A 22912-nucleotide genomic window follows, 5' to 3' on the forward strand; every position below is an offset into this window, starting at 1 on the left:
AAAAAAAGCCCCGCATCGCGGGGCTTGTTGTTGAGGCGCAATAAAACGCGCGGTCTCAGGCACGTCCTTGCAGCGCGGCGTCCAGCAACTCGATCCAATGCCGCACCGGCGTATCGGTGCCGGATTGCAGGTGCGTCACGCAGCCGATGTTGCCGGTGACGATCATGTCCGGGTCGGTGGCGGCCAGGTTCCTGAGCTTGTTGTCGCGCAGCTGGTAGGACAGCTCCGGCTGCAGCACCGAGTAAGTGCCGGCCGAACCGCAGCACAGGTGGCTGTCGGCGCACAGCTGCACCTCCACGCCGGCCGCGCGTAGGATGGACTCGACCTTGCCGCGGATCTTCTGGCCATGCTGCAGCGTGCACGGCGGATGGTAGGCCACGCGCTTGCCGTCGTAGCCCTTGAGGCGCTCTTGCAGCTGCGCCTCGAACTGCGGCAGGATCTCGCTGATGTCCAGGGTCATGCGCGAGATGCGGCGCGCCTTCTCGGCGTAGGCATGGTCATGTTGCAACAAGTGGCCGTACTCCTTGACGGTGACGCCGCAGCCGGAGGCGTTCATCACGATGGCCTCGGCCTTGATGCCGTCGCGGCCCTCGATGTAAGGCCACCAGGCGTCGATATTGCGGCGCATGTCGTCCAGCCCGCCGTCCTGGTCATTCATGTGATAGCGGATCGCGCCGCAGCAGCCGGTCTTGGGCGGCACGAACAGCTGCACGCCGAGGCTGTCGAGCACGCGCGCGGTGGCGCTGTTGATGTTGGGCGACATCGAGGGCTGCACGCAGCCGTCCAGCAGCAGCATCTGGCGCGTGTGCGCGCGGGTCGGCCAAACGCCGGACTCCTGCGGCAACGGCACCTTGTTCTTGAGCACCTTGGGCAGCAGCGGGCGCACCATCTGGCCGGCCTTCATCGCCGGACGGAACAGCCACTTGCGCGGCACCAGTTCCTTCAGGGCGGTGCGCACCACGCGCTGCGCCAGCGGACGCGGCACCTGCTGCTCCACCACCTTGCGGCCGATGTCGACCAGGCGGCCGTACTGCACGCCCGAGGGGCAGGTCGATTCGCAATTGCGGCAGGTCAGGCAGCGATCCAGGTGCGACTGCGTGGCCGCCGTGGCCGGCTTGCCTTCCAGCACCTGCTTGATGAGGTAGATGCGCCCGCGCGGGCCGTCGAGCTCATCGCCCAGCAACTGGTAGGTCGGGCAGGTCGCGGTGCAAAAGCCGCAGTGCACGCAGCTGCGCAGGATGCTGTCGGCTTCCTGGCCGTCGTGGGTGTCGCGGATGAAATCGGCTAAATTGGTTTGCATAGGATGTCTGCTGGCGGCTTACAGGCTGGCGTACATGCGGCCCGGGTTGAAGATGCCCTTGGGGTCGAACTGGGCCTTGAGGTTGCGGTGGATCTTCTCCACCGCCGGCTGCAACGGCTGGAACACGCCGATGCCCTTGTCGCCGCCGCGATGCAGGCTGGCGCTACCGCCCACGGCCAGCGCCGCGGCCCGGATCGCGGCCGCGTCGATGCCGCCCTCCGGGCGCAGCCAGCGCTGCGCGCCGCCCCATTCGATCAATTGCTTGCCGTGCAACTCCAGCGGCGGCGCCACCGAGGGCACGGAAAGGCGCCACAGCGCCTCGTCCGGATCGGCGAAGAAGGCATGCTGCTGCTCGCGCAGGTCGCGCCAGAAATCGTCGCCGTTGGCCAGCTCGCTGCCGCCCAGCTTCTTCACCGCCGAATCCACCGCCGCCTGCGCGCCGGCCAGGCGGATGGTCAGCACGTTGTTGCTCCAGGCGCTGGCCGTCAGCGGCAAGGCCTGGCCGCCGCATTGGTTGAGCAGGCGCAGCGCGCCTTCCTGGTTGATCTCGAAGACGCGCGTGCTGCCGGCGAAGGGCTTGGGCAGCACCTTCAGCGACACCTGCAGGATCAGGCCCAGCGTGCCCAGCGAACCGGCCAGCAGGCGCGAGATGTCGTAGCCGGCGACGTTCTTCATCACCTGGCCGCCGAAATGCAGCTCTTCGCCGTCGGCATCCATCAGCACCGCGCCCAGCACGAAGTCGCGCACCGCGCCGGCCGAGGCGCGCGCCGGCCCCGAGAGCCCGGCCGCGACCATGCCGCCGATGGTGGCGGCGCCGCCGAAGCGCGGCGGCTCGCAGGCCAGCATCTGGTTGTTCTTCTCCAGCGCGGCGTCGATTTCAGCCAGCGTAGTGCCGCAGCGCGCGGTGATCACCAGCTCGGTGGGTTCGTAGTCGATGATGCCGCTGTAGGCGCGCGTGTCCAGCAGCTCGCCGCGCGGCGCCTGGCCGTACCAGTCCTTGGTGCCGCCGCCGCGGATCTGCAGCGGCCGGCCCTGCGCGATGCGCTCGCGAAACGAGGCCAGCAGCGCCGCCATGTCTTGTTGCTCTCTCACTTGTGCATCCATGGTCAGAATCTCGGCAAATCGGGATGAGGCAGCTGCCCGCGCTGGACGTGCATCTTGCCGTACTCGGCGCAGCGGTGCAGGGTCGGGATGGCCTTGTCGGGGTTGAGCAGGAAGGCGGTGTCGAAGGCGCGCTTGAGCTTGAAGAAAGCCTCGCGCTCGGCCGGCGAGAACTGCACGCACATCGAGTTGATCTTCTCGATGCCCACGCCATGCTCGCCGGTGATGGTGCCGCCCACCTCGACGCACAGCTCCAGGATCTCGGCGCCGAACAGTTCGGCGCGGTGGAATTCGTCGGCGATGTTGGCATCGAACATGATCAGCGGATGCAGGTTGCCGTCGCCGGCGTGGAACACGTTGGCGCAACGCAGGCCGTACTTGGTTTCCATGTCAGCGATGCCCAGCAGCACCTGCGCCAGCTTCTTGCGCGGGATGGTGCCGTCCATGCAGTAGTAGTCCGGCGAAATGCGGCCGGCGGCCGGGAAGGCGTTCTTGCGTCCCGACCAGAAGCGCAGGCGCTCGGCCTCCGACTGCGAACAAGCGATCGCCGTGGCGCCGCTGGCGTTGAGCACCTCGGTCATGCGGCCGATCTCCTCCTCCACTTCTTCGGCCGTGCCGTCGGACTCGCACAGCAGGATGGCCTCGGCATCGATGTCGTAGCCGGCCTTGACGAAGGGTTCGACCATGCGCGAGCTGGTCTTGTCCATCATCTCCAGGCCGGCCGGGATGATGCCGGCGGCGATCACGTTGGCCACCGCGTTGCCGCCCTTCACCACGTCGTCGAACGAGGCCATGATCACGCGCGCGGCCTGCGGCTTGGGCACGAGCTTGACGGTCACTTCGGTGACCACGCCCAGCATGCCCTCGGAACCGATGAACACCGCCAGCAGGTCCAGGCCCGGCGCATCGAGCGCCGCGCTGCCCAGCTCGACCACGTCGCCCTCGATGGTCACCACGCGCACGCGCAGCACGTTGTGCACGGTCAAGCCGTACTTCAGGCAGTGCACGCCGCCGGAGTTCTCTGCGACGTTGCCGCCGATGGTGCAGGCGATCTGCGAGGACGGATCCGGCGCGTAGTACAGCCCGTGCGGCGCCGCCGCTTCGGAGATGGCCAGGTTGCGCACACCGGGCTGGACCACGGCGGTGCGCGAATACTTGTCCATCTTCAGGATCTTGTTGAACTTGGCGGTCGACAGCACCACGCCGTCGGCGATCGGCGTGGCGCCGCCGGACAGGCCGGTGCCGGCGCCGCGCGGCACGATCTGCACCTTCAGCGCATGGCACACCTTCATGATGGCCACGACCTGCTGCTCGTTCTCGGGCAGCACCACCACCATCGGCAACTGCCGGTAGGCGGCCAGGCCGTCGCATTCGTAGGGGCGGGTATCTTCCTCGTCGAACAGCACGCAGTTGCCGGGTACGGCGCGGCGCAGGGCGTCGACGACTTCGCGCTGGCGGGCCGGCGCGAACGATGGATGGGCGGGAGCATTCATGCTGGACCTCGGCGTTGGGCTATACGGGCAATAAGAAGGCGGCCCGGAGGCTGGGAACGTACAACTTCTTTCGCGCTTGTCTCGCTTGTTCTCGGCCCGTTCCGGCGGGCCTTTTTCAAGCGTCCAGTGTAACTAATTTTCATCGGCGGGAAGCCGGCATGTTGCGCGGCGGCGCACTGAAAAGAATTTTTGACGGGAATGAATTATTTTCAGCGGGAAAGGTGGTCTGACCTTTTGATGCCGGGAATGCCGGAGAGACAAGCCGCCCTCCGGGCGGCGCACGGCCCTGGGTCCCGTTCTGCACCGGGACGACAGTGGGGGAAATGGGCAACGCCTCTTCCTGCTGAAGATGCTTACCGACGTCCGCTGAACGACGCTGGATCCCCGCTTTCGCGGGGACGACGGCTTAATTGAGGTAGCGAGCCAAGGAATCGAGGCCGCAGGCGAGTAAGAGACAGCGCGAGGCCGCAGGCGAGCCGGACACGCTTTCCCCCTTGTGGGCCAGCCGTCGGAGCGGCGCAAAAAGTGGATCAGGGCGTCAGTCGGAGCGCAGCGACTCTGACGACCCCACTTTTTGCGCCGCTCCGACGGGCACCCCGAAGGGGCTGGCACTTAGGGGCCGGTTTCTTTGCTTACTTTCTTTGGCGGGCCAAAGAAAGTGAGCGGCTGCCGGGCCGCCCCCGGCGCTCACCTCCGACCGGAGAAAGATAAGACTAAAACCGGTACATCTGCATGCAGCAAGACCAGACTACCCAAAACAACGACGGCATCCACGCTGACTTCGATACGCCGCCAAAGCGGCTACTCAGTCCGAACGGAATCCAAGGAGCGCAACGAAAGTCGCTGGATCCCCGCTTTCGCGGGGACGACGGCTTAATTGAGATAGCGAGCCAAGGAATCGATGCCGCAGGCGAGTAAGAAACAGCGCGAGGCCGCAGGCGAGCCGGATACGCTTTCCCCTTGTGGGCCAGCCGTCGGAGCGGCGCAAAAAGTGGATCAGGGCGTCAGTCGGAGCGCAGCGACTCTGACGACCCCACTTTTTGCGCCGCTCCGGCGGGTACCCCGAAGGGGCTGGCACTTAGGGGCCGTTTTCTTTGCTTACTTTCTTTGGCGGGCCAAAGAAAGTGAGCGGCTGCCGGGCCGCCCCCGGCGCTCACCTCCGACCGGAGAAAGACAAGACTAAAGCCGGTACATCTGCACGCAGCAAGACCAGACTACCCAAACAGCGATGGCATCCACGCTGACTTCGATACGCCGCCAAAGCGGCTACTCAGTCCGAACGGAGTTTGCTGAGGCGCGGCGAACTGCGCTGGATCCCCGCTTTCGCGGGGACGACGGATTAAATGAGATAGTGAGTGGCCAAAAGGGACAGCCAACGAGCAGCAAGCAAGACAAAGCCGCAGGCGAGTCCGAGGCAGCGCGAGGCCGCAGGCGAGCCGGACACGCTTTCCCCTTGTGGGCCAGCCGTCGGAGCGGCGCAAAAAGTGGATCAGGGCGTCAGTCGGAGCGCAGCGACTCTGACGACCCCACTTTTTGCGCCGCTCCGACGGGCACCCCGAAGGGGCTGGCACTTAGGGGCCGCGCCTTTTCTTATCTTTTTGCTTGCTTTCTTTGGCTCGCCAAAGAAAGTGAGCGGCTGCCGGGCCGCCCCCGGCGCTCACCTCCGACCGGAGAAAGATAAGACTAAAGCCGGTACATCTGTAGGCAGCAAGAGCAGACTACCCAAACAACGACGGCATCCACGCTGACTTCGATACGCCGCCAAAGCGGCTACTCAGTCCGAACGGAGTCCGGTGAGGCGCAGCGAACGACGCTGGATCCCCGCCTTCGCGGGGATGACGGAGGAGAGAACTTGTACAGCCCGCGAATGGAATCCCCTCCTGCTTGTCGTTCCTGCGAAAGCAGGAACCCAGTGGCGTTCATCATGCCTCGACCGCCGTTGAACGGCGCTGGATCCCCGCTTTCGCGGGGACGACGGATTAATTGAGATAGCGAGCCAAGGAATCGATGCCGCAGGCGAGTCGGAGACAGCGCGAGGCCGCAGGCGAGCCGGACCGACAAGACAGCAAAAATCAATCAGCGCATCAAACGTGCTTGAACGCGTTCTGTATCCAGCTGATGAAGGTATCCACTTCCGGCCGCTCGCGCACCGAACGCTCGTAGACCACGTAGTAGGCGTGCGGCGGCGTGCGCAGGCGCACGTCGAACAGCTCGACGATCTCGCCGCGGGCCAGCAGCTCCTCGGCGAAATGCTGGCGCGTCAGGCCCACGCCGTAGCCGTGGCGCACGGCTTCCAGCAGGAGGCCGAGGTCGTCCACCCGCAGGCCGGCCGAGGGTTCGGTCCAGTCCTTCAGGCCGGCGGCTTCGAACCAGGGCTGCCAGGGTTCCAGCGCCGAACGCAGCAGCGTGGCGTGCTGCAGGTCGGCCGGGGCCTTGAGCGAGGGCAGCGTCTTCAGGTAGGCCGGGCTGGCCACGGCGAAGGCCGGCTCCTCGAACAGCTTCTCGGTGACGATGTTGGGATAGTTGCCGGCGCCGAAGCGGATCTCCACATCGCTCTCCGACAGCGACAGGTCGTATAGCGGCACCGACAGGTAGAGCTCCACCACGATCTCCGGATGGCGCTGGGTGAAGTCGGCGATGCGCGGCATCAGCAGGTGGCGCGCGAAGGTCGGCGGCAGCATCACCTTGATCTTGGGCTGCACCGCGGCGTTGCGATGCGGCATCGGGAAATCGGTCAGCGTGCGCAGCGCCGAACGCACCACGTCGAGGTAGCGGCGGCCGAATTCGGACAGGCCGATGGAACGGCCGTCGCGATAGAACAGGCGCTCGCCGACGAACTCCTCCAGCAGGCGGATGCGGTGGGACAGCGCCGACGGCGTGATGCAGAGCTCTTCGGCCGCAATGGCGAAGGAATTGTGGCGGGCCGCCGCTTCGAAGGCGGACAGGGCGTGGACGGGTGGAAGGCGGGTTGCCATGTGATGTTTCCTGCTGCTCTTGCTCTAGGGCGCACCGCCGGCGGCGATGCCGGGTCCTGAAGGTGAATCCGGTGAAGCTCGGTTGCATTCATGCCGGCGGCCTCGCCGCCGGCGCCTGGTGATCGGCCTGCGCGTTCAATGCTCCCAGCGCAGGATCTTGCCGGGGTTCATGATGTTCTTCGGGTCCAGCGCATGCTTGATGGCGCGCATCACGGCGATGGCGCCGTCGCCGTGCTCCTGCACCAGGAAGTCCATCTTGTGCAGGCCCACGCCGTGTTCGCCGGTGCAGGTGCCGTCCATGGCGATGGCGCGCGCCACCATGCGTTCGTTGACGCCCTCGGCGCGCGCGATGTCGGCCGGATCGTTGGGATCGACCATCATCTGCACGTGGAAATTGCCGTCGCCCACGTGCCCGATGATGGCGTGGATCAGGCCCTGCTCTTCACAGTCGGCCTTGGTCGCCAGCACGCATTCGGCCAGGCGCGAGATCGGCACGCAGCAATCGGTGGAGATCGCGCGCGCGCCCGGACGCAGCTGCAGCAGCGCGAAGTAGGCGTTATGGCGCGCAGTCCACAGGCGGGTGCGGTCTTCCGGGCGGGTCGCCCATTCGAAACCGGTGGCGTTGTTATCGTTGGCGATTTCCTGCACCACCTCGGCCTGCTCCTTGACGCCGTTGTCGCTGCCGTGGAACTCGAACAGCAACAATGGATTGACCGGCAGGCTCAGCTTGTCGTGGGCGTTCAGGGCCTTCACGCCGTTTTCGTCGAGCAGCTCCACGCGCGCCAGCGGTACGCCGACCTGGATGGTCTGGATCACGGTATTGACGGCGTCGGCCACGCTGGGGAAGGAGCAGATCGCCGCCGAGATCGCCTCGGGCTGCGGATACAGGCGCACCGTGACTTCGGTGATGATGCCCAGCGTGCCTTCGCTGCCCACGTACACGCGGGTCAGGTCGTAGCCGGCCGAGGACTTCTTGGCGCGGGTGCCGGTCTTGATGATGTTGCCGTCGGCGGTGACCACCGTCAGCGTCAGCGTGTTTTCCTTCATCGTGCCGTAGCGCACGGCGTTGGTGCCGGAGGCGCGGGTCGAGGCCATGCCGCCCAGCGAGGCGTCGGCGCCCGGGTCGATCGGGAAGAACAGGCCGCTGTCCTTGATCTCCTGGTTCAGCTGCTTGCGGGTCACGCCGGCCTGGGCGGTGGCGGTCAGGTCTTCGGCGTTGACCGCCAGCACCCGGTTCATCTGCGACAGGTCGACCGTGATGCCGCCCTGCAGCGCCAGCACGTGGCCTTCCAGCGAGGTGCCGGCGCCGTAGGGGATGATCGGGGTCTCATGGCGGCTGCACAGCTTGACGAAGGCCGCCACCTCTTCGGTTGTGTGCGCGAACACCACGGCATCAGGCAACATCGGGTCGTACGAGGACTCGTCGCGGCCATGGTGCTCGCGCATGGCCATGGTGGTGGAGAGGCGGTCGCCGAACAGCGACTTGAGTTCGTCGAGCAGCGCCTGCGGCACCGGCTTCTTCAGTTTCTGCGCATCAACAATATGGTTCATGGGTCTTCCCTCGGATGTCTCGTTATCTGTCTTATGGGTGTGCGGCCGGCGGCCCACGCGGGAAAACTCCAGGCTCCCGCAATGGACTGACCACTGATTCAACTGATGAATTTTACCCTCTTGCGGGCAAGAGATTCGTCAAATATCCAAGGCCTTATCGGATAGCTTTGAAGTTCAAGTGAATTTTTTACGGATTTCTTGCTTGGTGGAACGACAACAAGCCCGGCTTGCGTGCGGGGCGCGTCCGGCATAAGCTCGCGCACTTCACACAGGAGAAACCGATGGGCAACCGCCTTTCCAAGATCGCCACGCGCACCGGCGACGACGGCAGCACCGGCCTGGGCGACGGCAGCCGCGTGGGCAAGGACAGCCTGCGCATCCAGGCGCTGGGCGATGTCGATGAACTCAATTCGCAGCTCGGCCTGTTGCTGTGCGAGACGCTGCCGGCGATGCTGCGCGGGGAACTGGTCTCGATCCAGCATGACCTGTTCGACCTCGGCGGCGAGCTCTGCATCCCCGGCTACACGGTGCTGGCCGAGGCGCACCTGGCGCGGCTCGACGCCCTGCTGGAGAAGTACAACGCCGATCTGCCGCCGCTGAAGGAATTCATCCTGCCCGGCGGCGCGCGCGCGGCGGCGCTGGCGCATGTGTGCCGCACCGTGTGCCGCCGCGCCGAGCGCAGCGTGGTGATGCTGGAGAAGGCGGAGCCCGGCGGCGTCAACGCGCCGGCGCGGCAGTACCTGAACCGGCTCTCGGACCTGTGCTTCGTGCTGGCGCGCGTGCTCAATCGCGAGGCCGGCGGGGAGGATGTGTTGTGGGAGAAGGGACGCGAGCGCTGAGCCCTCTCTTCCCCAGAAAAAAAGCCCCGCGATGGCGGGGCTTTTTCTTTGCGGCATGCTGCGCCAGCGGCCTCAGCCGTTGCTGACCACCAGGCGCGGCTGGTCCTTGCCAAAGCGCTGCACGATGGATCCGGCGATGCCCGCCGCGTCCAGCCCGCATTGCGCCAGCAGCTGGCCGGCGTCACCATGGTCGATGAAGCGGTCGGGCAGGCCCAGGTGCAGGATGGGCTTGGCGATGCCGGCGGCGGCCAGCGCCTCCGACACGGCGGCGCCGGCGCCGCCCATGATGCAGCCCTCTTCCACCGTCACCAGCGCGTCGTGCGACTCGGCCAGTTGCCTGACCAGCTCCACATCCAGCGGCTTGATGAAACGCATGTTGGCGACCGTGGCGTTGAGCTTGTCGCCCGCGCCCAACGCCGGCGCCAGCATAGTGCCGAAAGCCAGGATCGCGATGCCGCGGCCCTCGCGGCGAACCTCGCCGCGGCCCCAGGGCAGCACATCCAGCGTCTTCTCCACCGTGGCGCCGACGCCGGCCCCACGCGGGTAGCGCACGGCGGCCGGGCCCTCGTGGCGGTAGGCGGTGGACAGCATCTTGCGGCACTCGTTTTCGTCAGCCGGGGCCAGCACCGCCATGTTCGGGATACAGCGCAGGAAGGCCAGGTCGTAGTTGCCTGCGTGCGTGGCGCCGTCGGCGCCGACCAGGCCGGCGCGGTCGAGCGCGAAGGTCACGTCCAGGTTCTGCAGCGCCACGTCGTGGATCAGCTGGTCGTAGGCGCGCTGCAGGAAGGTCGAATAGATCGCCACCACCGGCTTCATGCCTTCGCAGGCGATGCCGCCGGCGAAGGTCACCGCGTGCTGCTCGGCGATGCCGACGTCGTAGTAGCGGTCGGGGAATTTCTTTTCGAAGCCGACCATGCCCGAGCCTTCGCGCATGGCCGGCGTGATGCCGACCAGCTTGCCGTCGGCCGCGGCCATGTCGCACAGCCAGTCGCCGAAGACCTGGGTGTAGGTCAGCTTGCCGCCGGCGCTGGGCTTGATGCCTTCGCTGGGATTGAACTTGCCGGGGCCGTGGTAGAGCACCGGGTCGGCCTCGGCCAGCTTGTAGCCCTGGCCCTTCTTGGTGACCACATGCAGGAATTGCGGCCCCTTGAGGTTCTTCAGGTTCTGCAGCGTGGGGATCAGCGAATCGAGGTCGTGACCGTCGATGGGGCCGATGTAGTTGAAGCCGAATTCCTCGAACATCGTGGCCGGCACCACCATGCCCTTGGCATGCTCTTCCAGGCGCTTGGCCAGTTCCAGCACCGGGCCCGGCAGCACCGACTTGCCCACGTCGCGCGCCTTGGCGTAGAACTTGCCCGACATCAGGCGCGCCAGGTAGCGGTTCAGCGCGCCCACCGGCGGCGAGATCGACATGTCGTTGTCGTTCAAGATCACCAGCAGCTTGACGTCTTCATGCACGCCGGCGTTGTTCAGGGCCTCGAAGGCCATGCCGGCGGTCATCGCGCCGTCGCCGATGACGGCGATGGCGTGGCGGTCCGAGCCCTGGGTCTTGGCCGCCAGGGCCATGCCCAGCGCGGCCGAGATCGAGGTCGAGGAGTGCGCGGTGCCGAAGGTGTCGTACTCGCTCTCGACGCGGCGCGGGAAACCGGAGATGCCGTCCTGCTGGCGCAGCGTGTTCATGCGGTCGCGGCGGCCGGTGAGGATCTTGTGCGGATAGGTCTGGTGACCGACGTCCCACACGATCCGGTCTTCCGGCGTGTTGAACACGTAGTGCAGCGCCAGCGTCAGCTCCACCGTGCCCAGGTTGGACGAGAGGTGGCCGCCGGTCTTGGACACCGAATCCAGCACGAAGCCGCGCAGTTCTTCGGCCAGCGGCTTGAGTTGTTGGCGGGGCAGGCGGCGCAGGTCGGCCGGGTCGTTTATCGTATTGAGCAGCATGCTGTTATTACCGTTTGATTGGGTCTGAAGGCCGGGCCTTGCCGCGTGGATGATGCGGCGCCGCCAGGATGGGCTTCATGCCTTTCTTTGCACGATCAGGTCGGCAAGCTCGCGCAGGCGGCGCGCCTTGTCGCCGAACGGCGCCAAGGCCTGGTGCGCATCGCCGCGCAGCTTTTCAGCCAGCGCCTGCGATTCGTCCAGGCCGAGGATGGATACATAGGTCGGCTTGTTGTCGGCCGCGTCCTTGCCGGCGGTCTTGCCCAGCGTGGCCGAGTCGGCGGTCGCGTCCAGGATGTCGTCCACCACCTGGAAGGCCAGGCCGACGGCGCGCGCGTAGTCGTCCAGCGCGGCGCTCTCGCCGGCGCTCAGGGCCTTGCCGCCCAGCGCGCCCAGCAGCACCGCCGCGCGCAGCAGGGCGCCGGTCTTCAGGCGATGCATCTGCTCCAGCTCCGAGAGCGACAGCGTCATGCCCACGCTGGCCAGGTCGATCGCCTGGCCGCCGCACATGCCTACCGAGCCGGAGGCTTGCGCCAGCAGGTTGAGCATGCGCAGCTGGCGCGCCGGCATGCCGGCGTCGGCCGCGGCCAGCTCGGCTTCCAGCGGCGCCGACAGCGTGGCGAAAGCCTGCGCCTGCAGGGCGTCGCCCACCAGCAGCGCGGTGGCCTCGTCGTACTTCACGTGCACGGTCGGCTTGCCGCGGCGCAAGGCGTCGTCGTCCATGCAGGGCATGTCGTCGTGCACCAGCGAATACACATGGATCATCTCGACCGCAGCGGCGGCGCGCTCCAGCAGCGGCAGCGGCGTGTCGAACACGTCGCCGGCGGCGTACACCAGCAGCGGGCGCACGCGCTTGCCGCCATCCATGGCGGTGTAGCGCATCGCCTCATGCAGGCGCGCCGGCACTACCGACAGCGGCGCCAGGAAACGGTCCAGCACGGTTTCCATGCCGGACTGCACTTGCCTGGCCCAGTCCGCGAAGGGCAGCGAGGCCGGAACGTGCGCCGGGATATGTGCGTTCATCAGTCGTCCTCACCCGAAGCGTCGGCCGCGGCAAAGGGCTTGAGCATGTCGCCTTCGAGCACCTTGACCTGGCTGTCGACCTTGTCCAGTTGGGCAGCGCAGAACTTCACCAGTTCCGAGCCGCGCTTGTAGGCGGCCACGGAGGCTTCCAGCGGCAACTCGCCGGCTTCCATCTGGGCCACGAGCTGTTCCAGCTCCTGCATGGCTTGCTCGAAGGAGGCAGGCAGTGCGGCGCTGGCATCGGCCGCGGCGGTGGCGGAGGTTCTGGGCATATCGGCTCATAAAAAAATCTAACCCGCTATTTTAGAACAATCCTTAGATTCCAAAATCAATTAGGGGCGGGATTTGCGGAGCGCTCATCGCGCCCGCATGCAACTTCGGCAAAAATGCTGACATCTTGCCCACAAAATTCGCCCTTTTCGGGGTGAATTAAAGTACAATCCCCGGTTCTGTCCAAAATTTCCTCTTCATATTATTTGAACACAGGTTTTTGCGGATTTTCTTCCTTAGGTTGGTGCAAATTAATTTGGGGGCGGAAATGTCCGATCTTGCTACTTTTGCCAAATTGGCGCGCTCGAACGCGCAACTTCCAGTCAACGTCTATTTCGACGAGCCGCTTTATCAGCGGGAACTCCAGCAACTCTTCCAGCAAGGACCTCGTTACGTCGGCCATGAGCTGATGGTGCCGGAGGCGGGCGACTATTCGACCCTGCCCTGGGAAAACGAAGGCCGCATGCTGGTGCGCAATGCCCAGGGCATCGAGCTGGTTTCCAACGTGTGCCGACATCGCCAGGCCAAGATGCTGGACGGCCGCGGCAACGCGCAGAACATCGTCTGCCCGCTGCACCGCTGGACCTACGATCTCAAGGGCGAACTGATCGGCGCGCCGCATTTCGGCGAAACGCCGTGCATGAACCTGTCCAAGACGCCGCTGCAGAGCTGGAACGGCCTGCTGTTCGAAGGCAACGGCGTCGACGTCGCGGCCAAGCTCAAGAGCCTGGGCGTGACCAGGGACCTGGATTTCTCCGGCTACCTGTACGACCACACCGAAGTCCACGAGTGCGACTACAACTGGAAGACCTTCATCGAGGTCTACCTGGAGGACTACCACGTCGAGCCCTTCCATCCCGGCCTGGGCAACTTCGTCTCGTGCTCCGACCTGAAGTGGGAATTCGGCCGCGACTACAGCGTGCAGACCGTGGGCGTGAACCACGGCCTGGCCAGGTCCGGCTCGCCGACCTACGGCAAGTGGCAGGAAAAGCTGCTGAAGTTCTCCAACGGCGCGCCGCCCAAGTTCGGCGCGATCTGGCTCACGCTCTATCCCAACATCATGGTCGAGTGGTACCCGCACGTGCTGGTGGTGTCGACGCTGTGGCCCAACGGCCCGCAGAAGACCACCAATGTGGTGGAGTTCTACTATCCGGAAGAAATCGCCCTGTTCGAACGCGAACTGGTCGAGGCCGAACGCGCAGCCTACATGGAGACCTGCATCGAGGACGACGAGATCGCCCTGCGCATGGATGCCGGCCGTCGTATACTGATGGATCGCGGCACCAGCGAAGTCGGTCCGTACCAGTCGCCGATGGAAGACGGGATGCAGCACTTCCATGAGTGGTACCGCAGCCAGCTCGACGTGCCGCCGGGCGCCAAAGAATAATCCGGCCGCAGGCCGCGCAAGGAGATGAGATGCAAGGGAGCGGCAGGACAAGGACGACACGCGAATGCGCCGTCATTGCCTGCATCGACGACCTGCCTCCATCCCGGCGCGGCCGGCAACCCATGATCGGCAGCACCGGTTCCATCCGGCGCTGCCGATTTTCTTTTTTGCGCGCGGCGATGCGCCGCCGCGCGCTCCCTTTCCTCCAACGCCACCCCAACTCTCCGCCATGCAATCGCTCTGGATGCTCGTCGCCTCATTCCTGTTCTCCATCATGGGGGTCTGCGTCAAGCTGGCGGGCGACTATTACTCCACGGCCGAGATCGTGCTGTGCCGCGGGCTGGTCGGGGTGACGGTCATCAGCGCCCTGGTCTGGGTGCGCGGCGGCACCTTCCGCACGCCTTTCCCGCGCGACCACCTGATCCGCGGCGGCATCGGCGTGATCTCGCTGTGGATGTGGTTCTACTCGTTCAGCCTGCTGCCGGTCGCCACCGCCACCACCTTGAACTACATGTCGTCGATCTGGATCGCGGCCATGCTGTTTGCCGCCGGCTGGTGGCAGGGCAACAAGAAGTTCGAATGGGGCCTGGCCGGCACCGTGCTGCTCAGTTTCATCGGCGTGGCCCTGCTGATGCGCCCCTCGCTGAACTCCGAGCAATTGCTGGGCGGCGCCATCGCATTGTTCTCCGGCGTGCTGTCGGCGCTGGTCTACCTGCAGGTGCGCAAGCTGGGCCTGCTGGGGGAACCGGAGTACCGCGTCGTGTTCTACTTCTCGTTGACCGGCGTGGTGGCCGGCCTGGCCGGCAACATGTTCTCCGGCCACATGCCGCTGCTGCATGCCCACACCCCCACCGGCGCCTTCCTGGTCATCACCATCGGCCTGACCGCGACGCTGGCGCAGATCGCCATGACGCGCGCCTACCGGCTCGGCAACACGCTGGTGACGGCCAACCTGCAGTACACCGGCATCGTGTTTTCCAGCCTGTTCGGCGTGGTGATCTGGAGCGACGCCCCGGGTTGGGTGGGCTGGACCGGCATGGCCATCATCCTGGCCAGCGGCATCCTGGCCACCTACCACAACCAGCGCAGCAGCCAGAACACGGCCAAGAACGTACCCAAGGTCGATCCGATCGCGACCGAGGTCTGAACCCGCACCATCCGTATCCGAACCCGAGGAGAGACCGCATGACCTACAGCACCCTGATCAGCGCCGCCGACCTGAAGTCGCGCGCCCAATACCTGAACCTGGTGATCGTCGATTGCCGCCACGACCTCGCCAACCCGGCCGCCGGGCGCGACGCCTATGCCGCGGGCCACCTGCCGCAGGCGCGCTTCGCCCACCTGGATGAGATCCTGTCCGGCGACAAGACCGACGCCGCCGGCCGCTTCCACGGCCGCCATCCGCTGCCGGACCGCCAGCAGTTCGTGGAAGCCATGCGCGCGCTGGGCATCAACAACGACACCCAGGTGGTGGCCTACGACGCCCACGGCGGCATGTTCGCGGCGCGCCTGTGGTGGCTGCTGCGCTGGATCGGCCACAGCGACGCGGCGGTGCTCGATGGCGGCCTGGCCGCCTGGCAAGCCATCGGCGAAGGCTTGACGGCCGAGGCGCCGGCGCCCGCCGTCCACGGCAATATCCAGGACTTGAGCCCCCTCGTCGGGACGGTGGATGCGCATGCGCTGGTGGACAACCTGGCATCGCAGGCGCTGCAGGTGGTGGATGCGCGCGCGGCGGATCGCTTCCGCGGCGAGAACGAAACGCTGGACGCCGTCGGCGGCCATATCCCGGGCGCGAAGAACCGTTTCTTCAAGGACAACCTGCAGGCCGACGGCAGCTTCAAGGGCGCGGCCCAATTGCGCGAGGAATGGCTCTCGGTGATCGGCGATCCGCAGGCGGCGGTGATGCAATGCGGCTCCGGCGTGACCGCCTGCCATAACCTGCTGGCGCTGGAAGTGGCAGGCCTGGGCGGCGCCGCGCTGTATCCCGGCTCGTGGAGCGAATGGAGCTCCGACCCCAAGCGTCCGGTGGCCACCGGCGCCTGAAGCGCCCCTTCACTGCTCCCCTATCCGCGCCGGCTCGACCCGTCCGCCGGCGCGGCCACTCCCGCCTCCCGCAGCCCGGTAATGAAGGCCTGCACGAACTGCCCCACCATGGCCGGCGCATCGCGCCGCCGCAGCAGCGCCACCTCCGAATAAAAATCGGCATCGCGCACCGCCGGGAAACTCACCCCCGCCGCCAGCGACGTGCTGGCCATGCTCTGCGGCACCACGGCGATGCCGAAGCCGGCGTTGACCAGGCTGAGCAAGGAGTTCTTGCGCGAGGTGGCGCGCGCCACCCTCGGATAGAAGCCGTGCGCGATGCAGCGCTCGGCCACCAGGTAACTCAGCCCGCCGCGGTCGCGATGCGGCACCGAGACGAAGAACTCGTCGCGCAGCTCGGCGATCTCCACCGATTCGCGCTGCGCCAGCGGGTGTCCGGCCGGCACGGCGGCCACCAGGCGTTCGCGATATAACAAGGTGCTTTCGAGATTGGGATTGGCGCGCAGGATCGGCAGCCGGGCCAGGCCGAGGTCGGCGCTGCCTTCCTCGATCTCGCGCGCCTGGTATTCGGAGGGCGCCTGCGATATCTCCAGCGAAATGCCGGGGAAGGCCTTGAGCGCCGCGTTCAGGGTCGGGCCCAGCGGCGCCGTCAGCGGCACCGAGCTCGAATGCAGCAGGCGCAGCGCGCCGTGCTCGCCCTTGCCGATGGTGCGCGCCTGCGCCACCGCGCGATCGAGGTCGAGCAGGATCTTGCGGCTGCGTTCATAGAAGTCCTGGCCGGCGTCGGTCAGCTCGAACTGCTTGGCCTCGCGCCTGAGCAGCACCACGTCGAGCGCGGCCTCCAGCTCCTTGACCTGCCGGCTCAGCGCCGACTGCGCGATGTACAGGCGCTCGGCCGCGCGCGTGTAGCCGCGCGCCTCGACGATCTCGACAAAATACCTGAGCTGCCGGATTGAAATCATGTCTCCTCCCACCTCTTCATATCGTTTTGAGATGGCGCGCCGCCCGATTTGATATTGGCGCCGCGCGGCGCACGCGCCTACAGTGAAGTTGTCCGCCGCCGCTCCCCGCGCCGGCCGCTCCCGAAAGGATCAACCATGTTCCAGGATCTCGTGCTGTTCCTCGGCCTGCTCGGCTTCGTCTGCAGTATCGGCATGCGCCTGTCCCTGCGACGGGCCGCGCGCGGCGAGCGCCTCAGTGCCCGTGCGCGTGGCGCGTCAACGCCAGCACGATCAGCACGCCGGCGGCAATGAGGATGACCTGCGGAATGGTTTCGCGCAGGGTGGCGCGGCGCTGCATCTGCGGCATCAGGTCCGAGACCGCGATGTAGATGAAGCCGGACGAGGCGAACACCAGCACGTACGGAATCCAGTCCATGCCGCGCTCGAGCATGAAATAACCCAGCGCCCCGCCGGCCACGGCCATCAGGCTGCAGATCAGGTTATAGACGTAGGCGCGGGTGCGCGAGAAGCCGGCGTTGAGCAGCACGATGAAGTCGCCGATCTCCTGCGGGATCTCGTGGGCGATGATGGCCAGGCCGGTCACCAGTCCCAGGTGCGGGTCGGCCAGGAAGGCCGCGGCGATCAGGATGCCGTCGGTGAAATTGTGCAGGCCATCGCCCACCAGGATCATCCAGCCGGCCTTGCCGGCTTCTTTCTTGTCGTGACCGTGATGATGCCCGTGGCCGTCGTCCTCGTGGTGGTGCGAGTGACGCAGGATGGCGGTCTTCTCCAGCAGGAAGAAGGCCAGCAGGCCGCCCAGCAGCACCGCGAACAGGGTATGCGGCTCGGCCTGCGACTCGAAGGCCTCCGGCAGCGCATGCAGCAGCGAGGTCGAGAGCATGATGCCCACCGACAGGCTGACCAGGCGTTCCACCATCTTCGACAGCAGCGCGAACGAAAACACCGCTGCGGCGGTGATGCTGATCACGCCGGCCAAGGTGGTGGCGAGCAGGATGGAGACGAGCGTGGAGTTGATTTTCTGGCCTCGTTGGCGTCGCGGTTGCGGCCCGGATGGGCGCCCGAAGCGCGCTATTGTACGCCTGGCGTGCCCGCCGCGCCATCGACCCGGCCTGCCGGCCTTCAGTACAGGATGTCGCCGAAATCGTCGGTGCGGGCCTGGCCGGCGCCGCCGGTGCAATGCCGGATCAGCGCCAGCAGCTGCCCGTCCTGGTAAGGCTTGCCGAGGTAGTGATTCACCCCCAGCTCCATGGCCTGCTCGCGGTGCTTGGCCCCGGTGCGCGAGGTGATCATGATGATCGGCCGGTCGCGCGTAGAGAGGTTGTCGCGCAGGTGGCGCACCAGCGCAAAGCCGTCCATGCGCGGCATCTCGATGTCGACCAGGAAGACGTCGGGAACCGTCTCCTGCAGCTGGCGCACCGCATCGTAGCCGTCGGTGGCGGTGAGCACCGCATAACCCTCGCGCGCCAGCAGGCGCTGCATGACCTTGCGTACGGTCGGCGAATCGTCCACCACCATCGCCACCTTCGGCGCCGGCAACGTCGGCTGGGACGGCGTGTGCGCGTCGCTTTCGTGAGCGCCGGTGCGCTGGGCCAGCAGCAACGGATTGAGGATCAGCGCGATCTCGCCGCCGCCCAGCACGGTCGCCCCGACCACGCCGACCAGCGTGCCCAGCTGGGGGCCGAGCGGCTTGACCACCACCTCGCGGTTACCGCTCACGCGGTCGACCATGATGGCCGCGAGGTCGTCCCCGCTCTTGATCAGCATCACGAAAATCGATGCGCGCGGCACCTTCGCCTCTTCCCGGTCCTCGCCCAGCAGGGCGTACAGGCTGTGCACGACGATCATGCGGCCGTTGGCAGCCAGCGTGCGCTGCGCCAGCACCTGCCGCATCTCGTCGCCACGCAGCTGCACTACCTTGTCGACCAGCATCGATGGAATGGCGTAGTGCTGCGCGCCGTGGCGCAGCAGGCAGACCTGCTTGACCGCCAGCGACAGGGGCAAGTGCATGGTGAAGCAGGCGCCCTCGCCGGGCCGCGATTGCACCGCGATGCGGCCGCCCAGCGCGCTCACTTCCGCGCGCACCACATCCATCCCGACGCCGCGTCCGGCCAGCTCCGACACCTGCGACGAAGTCGTCAAGCCCGGCTCGAAGATCAGCGCCGACAGGCGCGCCTGCTCCCGTGCGTCGCCCTCCTCACCGGCCTCGCCGGCGGCCAGGCCCAGCTCGGCCGCGCGCATGCGGATCGCGGCGAGGTCCAGGCCGCGGCCGTCGTCGCTCACGACGATCACGGCTTCATTGCCTTCCAGCGCGACCTGGATGGCGATCCTGCCGGTCGGCGGCTTGCCTGCCGCGATGCGCGCAGCGCCCGGTTCGATGCCATGCACGGCGGCGTTGCGCAGCAGATGTTCCAGCGGCCCGACCAGCCGCTCCAGGATGCCGCGGTCGATCTCGGCCTCGCCGCCGGACAACTCCAGCTGGAGCGGTTTGCCGGTCTCTCCCGCGAGCTGGCGCACCAGGTGCTGCAGGCGTTGCGCCAGGCTCTTGAACTTCATCATGCGCACGTACATCAGCTCGCGCTGCAGTTCGCGCGTGAGGCGCTCCTGCGCCAGCAGGCCGTCCTGCGTCCGGGCGGCTGCCTCGAGGAGTTGCCTTTGCAACGAGGCCGCGTCGTTGACGCTTTCGGCCATCATCCGCGTCAGCTCCTGCAGGTGGGTAAAGTGATCCAGCTCCAGCGGATCGAACTGCGCGCTGTCCTTGCCGGCCTGGCGCGAGGCGGCGATGCGGATGTCGGCCTGCATCTCGACGTCGCGCAGCTGGGACGAGAGCCGGCCGATATTGCCGGCCAGTTCCTGTGCGGTGCGCTGCAGGGAGCGCAGCTCGTTCTCCAGCTGCGAGCGGACGATCGAGACCTCGCCGACCTGGTTGAGCAGGCGGTCGAGCACGGCGGCCCTGACCCGCACCTGCGGCGAAGCCGGACCGCGCCCGCCGGCGGGCAGCGCCAGCGCGGCAGAGGTGGAAGTGGCGGCGACGCGCGGCATGGCGTCGAGCTGCTCCAGCATGTCGAGCTGCAGCAGCGCCTCGTCGAACAACGCCAGCAGGATGTCGAGGCCGGGGGCGTCCTCCTGCTCCGCCAGCAGCCGCTGCACGCCGCTTTCCAGCTCGTGCACGCGATGCCCGAGCCGCAGCGCGCCGCTTACGCGCGCACTCCCCTTGACGGTGTGCAGGGCGCGGCGCAGCTCATGCAGCGCAGACCTGTCGCCCGGATCCCGCAGGAGCTGCTGCAAACCCTCGCCGACGGCCGCCATCAACTCGCGCCCTTCTTCCAGGAATACCGGCAGCAGCTCCAGGTCGATCTCGTCGTGCAACGCACCGGCGGACGACGGCGACGGATCCGGCGCCGCCGGCCCGTCCTCTTGTCCGGCCGATGGCGTCGCCCAGGCGGCGCCGGCCTTCAACGCGGCCAGCGCCTGCAACAATTGCGGCGGCGCCGCCGGCAGGACGCCGCCGGCATATTGCGCCAGCATGTCTTCCATGGCGGCGACAGCGCGCTCCACCAGCGCCAGTTCGCGGGCATCGAAGCCGGCCGACGCCGCCTGGCGCCAGGCCAGCACATCCTCCAGCGCCTGCGACAGTTGCCGCATGCCGTCCAGGCCGGCCGTGGCCGCGCCGGCGCCCAATGCGTGCAGCGCGCGTCGGTACAGCGGCGGCGCGACGGCCAGCAGGCCGCTGTCGGCCTTGGCGCGCCAGCTGCTGCCCTGGCGGCGCAGCGTCTTGAACAGCGACCCGGCTTCGGCCAGGAAGGCGGCATCAGGCCCGGCCATCAGGACGGCCGGCCCTGCGGCATCGTCACGCGGAAGCGCGACACCGAGCTCTCAAGCTGACGGGCCGCGTCCCACAACTCGTTGTAGAGCGTGCCCACCTGCTCGCGGCTTTTCTCGATGATGGCGTTCTCGCTCAGGATGCTATGGATGTCCTGGGCCACGCCGCTGGCCGACACCGCCTGTTCCTCGGTCGAGGCCGACATGCCTTCGATGAGCTCGGCCAGCTGGCTGGACACGCTGCGTATGTCCGACAGCGCCACCCCGGCCGCGTCCGACAGCACCGCGCCCTCGACCACGCCGGCGGTCGATTTCTCCATCGCCGCCACGGCGTCGTGGGTGTCGGTCTGGATCATGCGCACCAGCGAGCCGATTTCACGGGTGGCCGCGCTGGAGCGCTCGGCCAGCCGCTGCACCTCCTCGGCCACGACCGAGAAGCCGCGCCCGGCTTCGCCGGCCGAGGCGGCCTGGATGGCGGCGTTGAGCGCCAGCACGTTGGTCTGCTCGGTGATGTCGGAAATCAGGTCGGTGATCTCGCCGATCACCTGCGAGGACTCGCCCAGCCGCTTGATGCGCTTGGAGGTCTCCTGGATCTGCTCGCGAATCTCGTTCATGGCCTTGACGGCCTCCTCCACCGCCTGGGCGCCGCGCTGCGCGACCACCACGGAATGACGCGCCACGTCGGCCGATTCGGTGGCGGAAACCGAGATCCCGGTGATGCGTTGCGACATCCGCAGCATGGACTGGCCGGTGTCCTCGATGCGGCGCGCCTGGGTGCGCGCCGCATTGGCCAGCGCCACCGTGGTGGTGCGCACGTGGCTGGAGGTGGCGGCGACCTTGGAGGCCATCTGGGTGACCTGTTCCACCAGGCCGCGCAGCGCCTCGACGGTGTGATTGATGGAGTCGGCGATGGCGCCGGTGATGTCTTCGGACACCGTGGTATGCGCCGTCAGGTCGCCGTCGGCGACCTTCTGCAGCTCGTTCATCAGGCGCAGGATCGCGGTCTGGTTGGCCAGGTTGGCGCGCATGGCGACTTCTTCCTGCTGCTGCGCCAGCATGCGCTGCGCCTCGGCCTGGCGACGCCGCGCCTCGGCATCGGCGGCGTTGTTGCGGCTGTTCTGCAATTGCACCAAGGCGATGCCGATACCGCTGATCAGGGCGCAGGCCATGGCGGCGATCATCGCCCAGAAGGACCAGGCGCGCGATTCCTGGGCGATGCGGTAGTCGCTCTCCAGCGCGGTCAGGCGCTGCTTGAGGGTCTCGTTTTCCAGCAACACCAGCCGCTCGGCCTGCTTGACCGCGATGAATTCCTGCAGGTTGCCCAGGATGCCGGCCACCTGCGGGCGGTACTCGCTGAAGATCTGTTCCAGCTCGGCCAGCTTCTCGCCCGTGTCCTTGTCGGTGACGGCGCGCAGGTGCAGCAGTTCGCTGCCGTCGAGGAAGCCGTGGATGATGTCGTGGAAGGTATTGACGTCCTTGCCCAGCAGGAACGCGGTCTCGGGATCGACGCCGTCGGAGGTGAGGAATTCGTTGGCGCTGCGTCCCAGGCGCAGGGTCAGCAGCACCAGTTGCCCGGCAGCGGCGATCTCGCGCGGGCTGGCGGCTGTCTTGGACTGCGCCATCGAGATCTGCTCGCTCAGGTCGAGCAGGCTGGGCAGCATCGCATTGAGCCGCTTGAGCGTGACGCCGAACTTGATGAGTTCCCGCTCCAGCTTGAGGATGGCGTCGGTCGCCTGGTCGGTGTGTTCCCAGAGCTTGCGCACCTCAGCCAGGACAGGCTGCATCGCCGCGCCCGGCGGCCCGATGAGATAGCCCTCGTAGCTGCCGCCGGCGCTCAGCAGCGCCAGCCCGCGATTGAATTCGCCGCGGCTCTCGGCCAGCTGCGCGAAGGCGTCCTGGTTGCCCTGGATGGCATTGGGCACGGCCTTGCCGATGCGCTGGGAATGCATGACGAGGGACGAAGTGATGTGGGTCTGCAGGGTGGTATGGAGATAATTGCGCGATCCCTGCCAGGTGAATACGGCGCTGCACGCCAGCGACGACGCCAGCACGCCGAGCAGGATGCGCGTCTGCCAGCGCAGCGAGAGCCGATTGATGAAGGGCAAGGGACTGCGACGCGAGGGGTTGGCCGGTTGGCCGTCCGCCGGCGCGGCGATGTTTGCTTTCTTGGTGGACGAACGCAGCAAGCGCAGTGCCATGGGTACTACTCCTATCTTT

General features: G+C 66.9%; 16 protein-coding genes. 4 read left to right on the forward strand and 12 right to left on the reverse strand.

What is annotated here, in order from left to right:
* Positions 1 to 55: 55 nt before the first annotated feature.
* The 5 genes from glcF to Herbaro_RS17920 all read right to left on the reverse strand — a co-directional run bounded on the left by glcF (position 56) and on the right by Herbaro_RS17920 (position 8420).
* The gene (glcF, locus tag Herbaro_RS17900; RefSeq protein WP_275010968.1) at positions 56 to 1300 is read right to left on the reverse strand and encodes a glycolate oxidase subunit GlcF; all 1245 of its coding nucleotides are present in this window, start codon (positions 1298 to 1300) and stop codon (positions 56 to 58) included.
* An 18-nt stretch (positions 1301 to 1318) separates the two neighbouring features.
* Entirely contained in the window at positions 1319 to 2392 is a 1074-nt protein-coding gene (glcE, locus tag Herbaro_RS17905) for a glycolate oxidase subunit GlcE (protein ID WP_446719279.1), read from the reverse strand.
* Between the two features lie 14 nt (positions 2393 to 2406).
* Positions 2407 to 3894 carry an FAD-linked oxidase C-terminal domain-containing protein gene (locus Herbaro_RS17910; RefSeq protein ID WP_275010970.1) on the reverse strand — a complete coding sequence of 496 codons (1488 nt, stop codon included), beginning with the start codon at positions 3892 to 3894 and terminating at the stop codon, positions 2407 to 2409.
* Between the two features lie 2084 nt (positions 3895 to 5978).
* Complete coding sequence (locus Herbaro_RS17915; RefSeq protein ID WP_275010971.1) at positions 5979 to 6869, reverse strand: LysR substrate-binding domain-containing protein; 891 nt, start codon at positions 6867 to 6869, stop codon at positions 5979 to 5981.
* Between the two features lie 135 nt (positions 6870 to 7004).
* Positions 7005 to 8420: an FAD-binding oxidoreductase gene (locus tag Herbaro_RS17920; RefSeq protein ID WP_275010972.1), complete on the reverse strand. Its 1416-nt coding sequence runs from the start codon at positions 8418 to 8420 to the stop codon at positions 7005 to 7007.
* A gap of 281 nt (positions 8421 to 8701) precedes the next feature.
* Here Herbaro_RS17920 and Herbaro_RS17925 point away from each other — a divergent pair, with 281 nt between their 5' ends.
* Positions 8702 to 9259, forward strand: a complete 558-nt coding sequence (locus Herbaro_RS17925) for a cob(I)yrinic acid a,c-diamide adenosyltransferase (protein ID WP_275010973.1) — start codon at positions 8702 to 8704, stop codon at positions 9257 to 9259.
* 72 nt (positions 9260 to 9331) lie between these two features.
* Here Herbaro_RS17925 and dxs read toward each other — a convergent pair whose 3' ends face one another.
* From dxs to Herbaro_RS17940, 3 genes are all read right to left on the reverse strand, one after another.
* Positions 9332 to 11197 carry a 1-deoxy-D-xylulose-5-phosphate synthase gene (gene dxs, locus Herbaro_RS17930; protein ID WP_275010974.1) on the reverse strand — a complete coding sequence of 622 codons (1866 nt, stop codon included), beginning with the start codon at positions 11195 to 11197 and terminating at the stop codon, positions 9332 to 9334.
* A gap of 75 nt (positions 11198 to 11272) precedes the next feature.
* Positions 11273 to 12217 (reverse strand): polyprenyl synthetase family protein, encoded by a 945-nt coding sequence (locus Herbaro_RS17935; RefSeq protein ID WP_275010975.1) that lies wholly within the window; start codon positions 12215 to 12217, stop codon positions 11273 to 11275.
* Positions 12217 to 12489, reverse strand: coding sequence for an exodeoxyribonuclease VII small subunit (locus tag Herbaro_RS17940; RefSeq protein WP_275010976.1), 273 nt, complete (start codon positions 12487 to 12489; stop codon positions 12217 to 12219). Before Herbaro_RS17940 ends, Herbaro_RS17935 begins: the two co-directional genes overlap by 1 nt.
* A gap of 266 nt (positions 12490 to 12755) precedes the next feature.
* Here Herbaro_RS17940 and Herbaro_RS17945 point away from each other — a divergent pair, with 266 nt between their 5' ends.
* The 3 genes from Herbaro_RS17945 to Herbaro_RS17955 all read left to right on the forward strand — a co-directional run bounded on the left by Herbaro_RS17945 (position 12756) and on the right by Herbaro_RS17955 (position 15917).
* On the forward strand, positions 12756 to 13874 hold the full coding sequence (locus Herbaro_RS17945) for a putrescine 2-hydroxylase Put2H (protein WP_275010977.1): 1119 nt from the start codon (positions 12756 to 12758) through the stop codon (positions 13872 to 13874).
* A gap of 229 nt (positions 13875 to 14103) precedes the next feature.
* Complete coding sequence (locus Herbaro_RS17950) at positions 14104 to 15021, forward strand: DMT family transporter (RefSeq protein ID WP_275010978.1); 918 nt, start codon at positions 14104 to 14106, stop codon at positions 15019 to 15021.
* A gap of 38 nt (positions 15022 to 15059) precedes the next feature.
* Entirely contained in the window at positions 15060 to 15917 is an 858-nt protein-coding gene (locus Herbaro_RS17955) for a sulfurtransferase (RefSeq protein WP_275010979.1), read from the forward strand.
* Between the two features lie 20 nt (positions 15918 to 15937).
* Here Herbaro_RS17955 and Herbaro_RS17960 read toward each other — a convergent pair whose 3' ends face one another.
* The 4 genes from Herbaro_RS17960 to Herbaro_RS17975 all read right to left on the reverse strand — a co-directional run bounded on the left by Herbaro_RS17960 (position 15938) and on the right by Herbaro_RS17975 (position 22893).
* Positions 15938 to 16876 carry a LysR family transcriptional regulator gene (locus tag Herbaro_RS17960; protein WP_275010980.1) on the reverse strand — a complete coding sequence of 313 codons (939 nt, stop codon included), beginning with the start codon at positions 16874 to 16876 and terminating at the stop codon, positions 15938 to 15940.
* A 232-nt stretch (positions 16877 to 17108) separates the two neighbouring features.
* Complete coding sequence (locus tag Herbaro_RS17965; RefSeq protein ID WP_275014049.1) at positions 17109 to 17867, reverse strand: ZIP family metal transporter; 759 nt, start codon at positions 17865 to 17867, stop codon at positions 17109 to 17111.
* Positions 17868 to 17995: 128 nt separating this feature from the next.
* Positions 17996 to 20698: a hybrid sensor histidine kinase/response regulator gene (locus Herbaro_RS17970; protein ID WP_275010981.1), complete on the reverse strand. Its 2703-nt coding sequence runs from the start codon at positions 20696 to 20698 to the stop codon at positions 17996 to 17998.
* A complete protein-coding gene (locus tag Herbaro_RS17975; RefSeq protein WP_275010982.1) occupies positions 20698 to 22893 on the reverse strand; it encodes a methyl-accepting chemotaxis protein in 2196 nt (731 codons plus the stop codon). Before Herbaro_RS17975 ends, Herbaro_RS17970 begins: the two co-directional genes overlap by 1 nt.
* Between the last annotated feature and the right edge of the window lie 19 nt (positions 22894 to 22912).

Origin of the sequence: Herbaspirillum sp. WKF16, assembly GCF_028993615.1 — a bacterium.
In the GTDB taxonomy this organism is placed as follows: domain Bacteria; phylum Pseudomonadota; class Gammaproteobacteria; order Burkholderiales; family Burkholderiaceae_D; genus Herbaspirillum.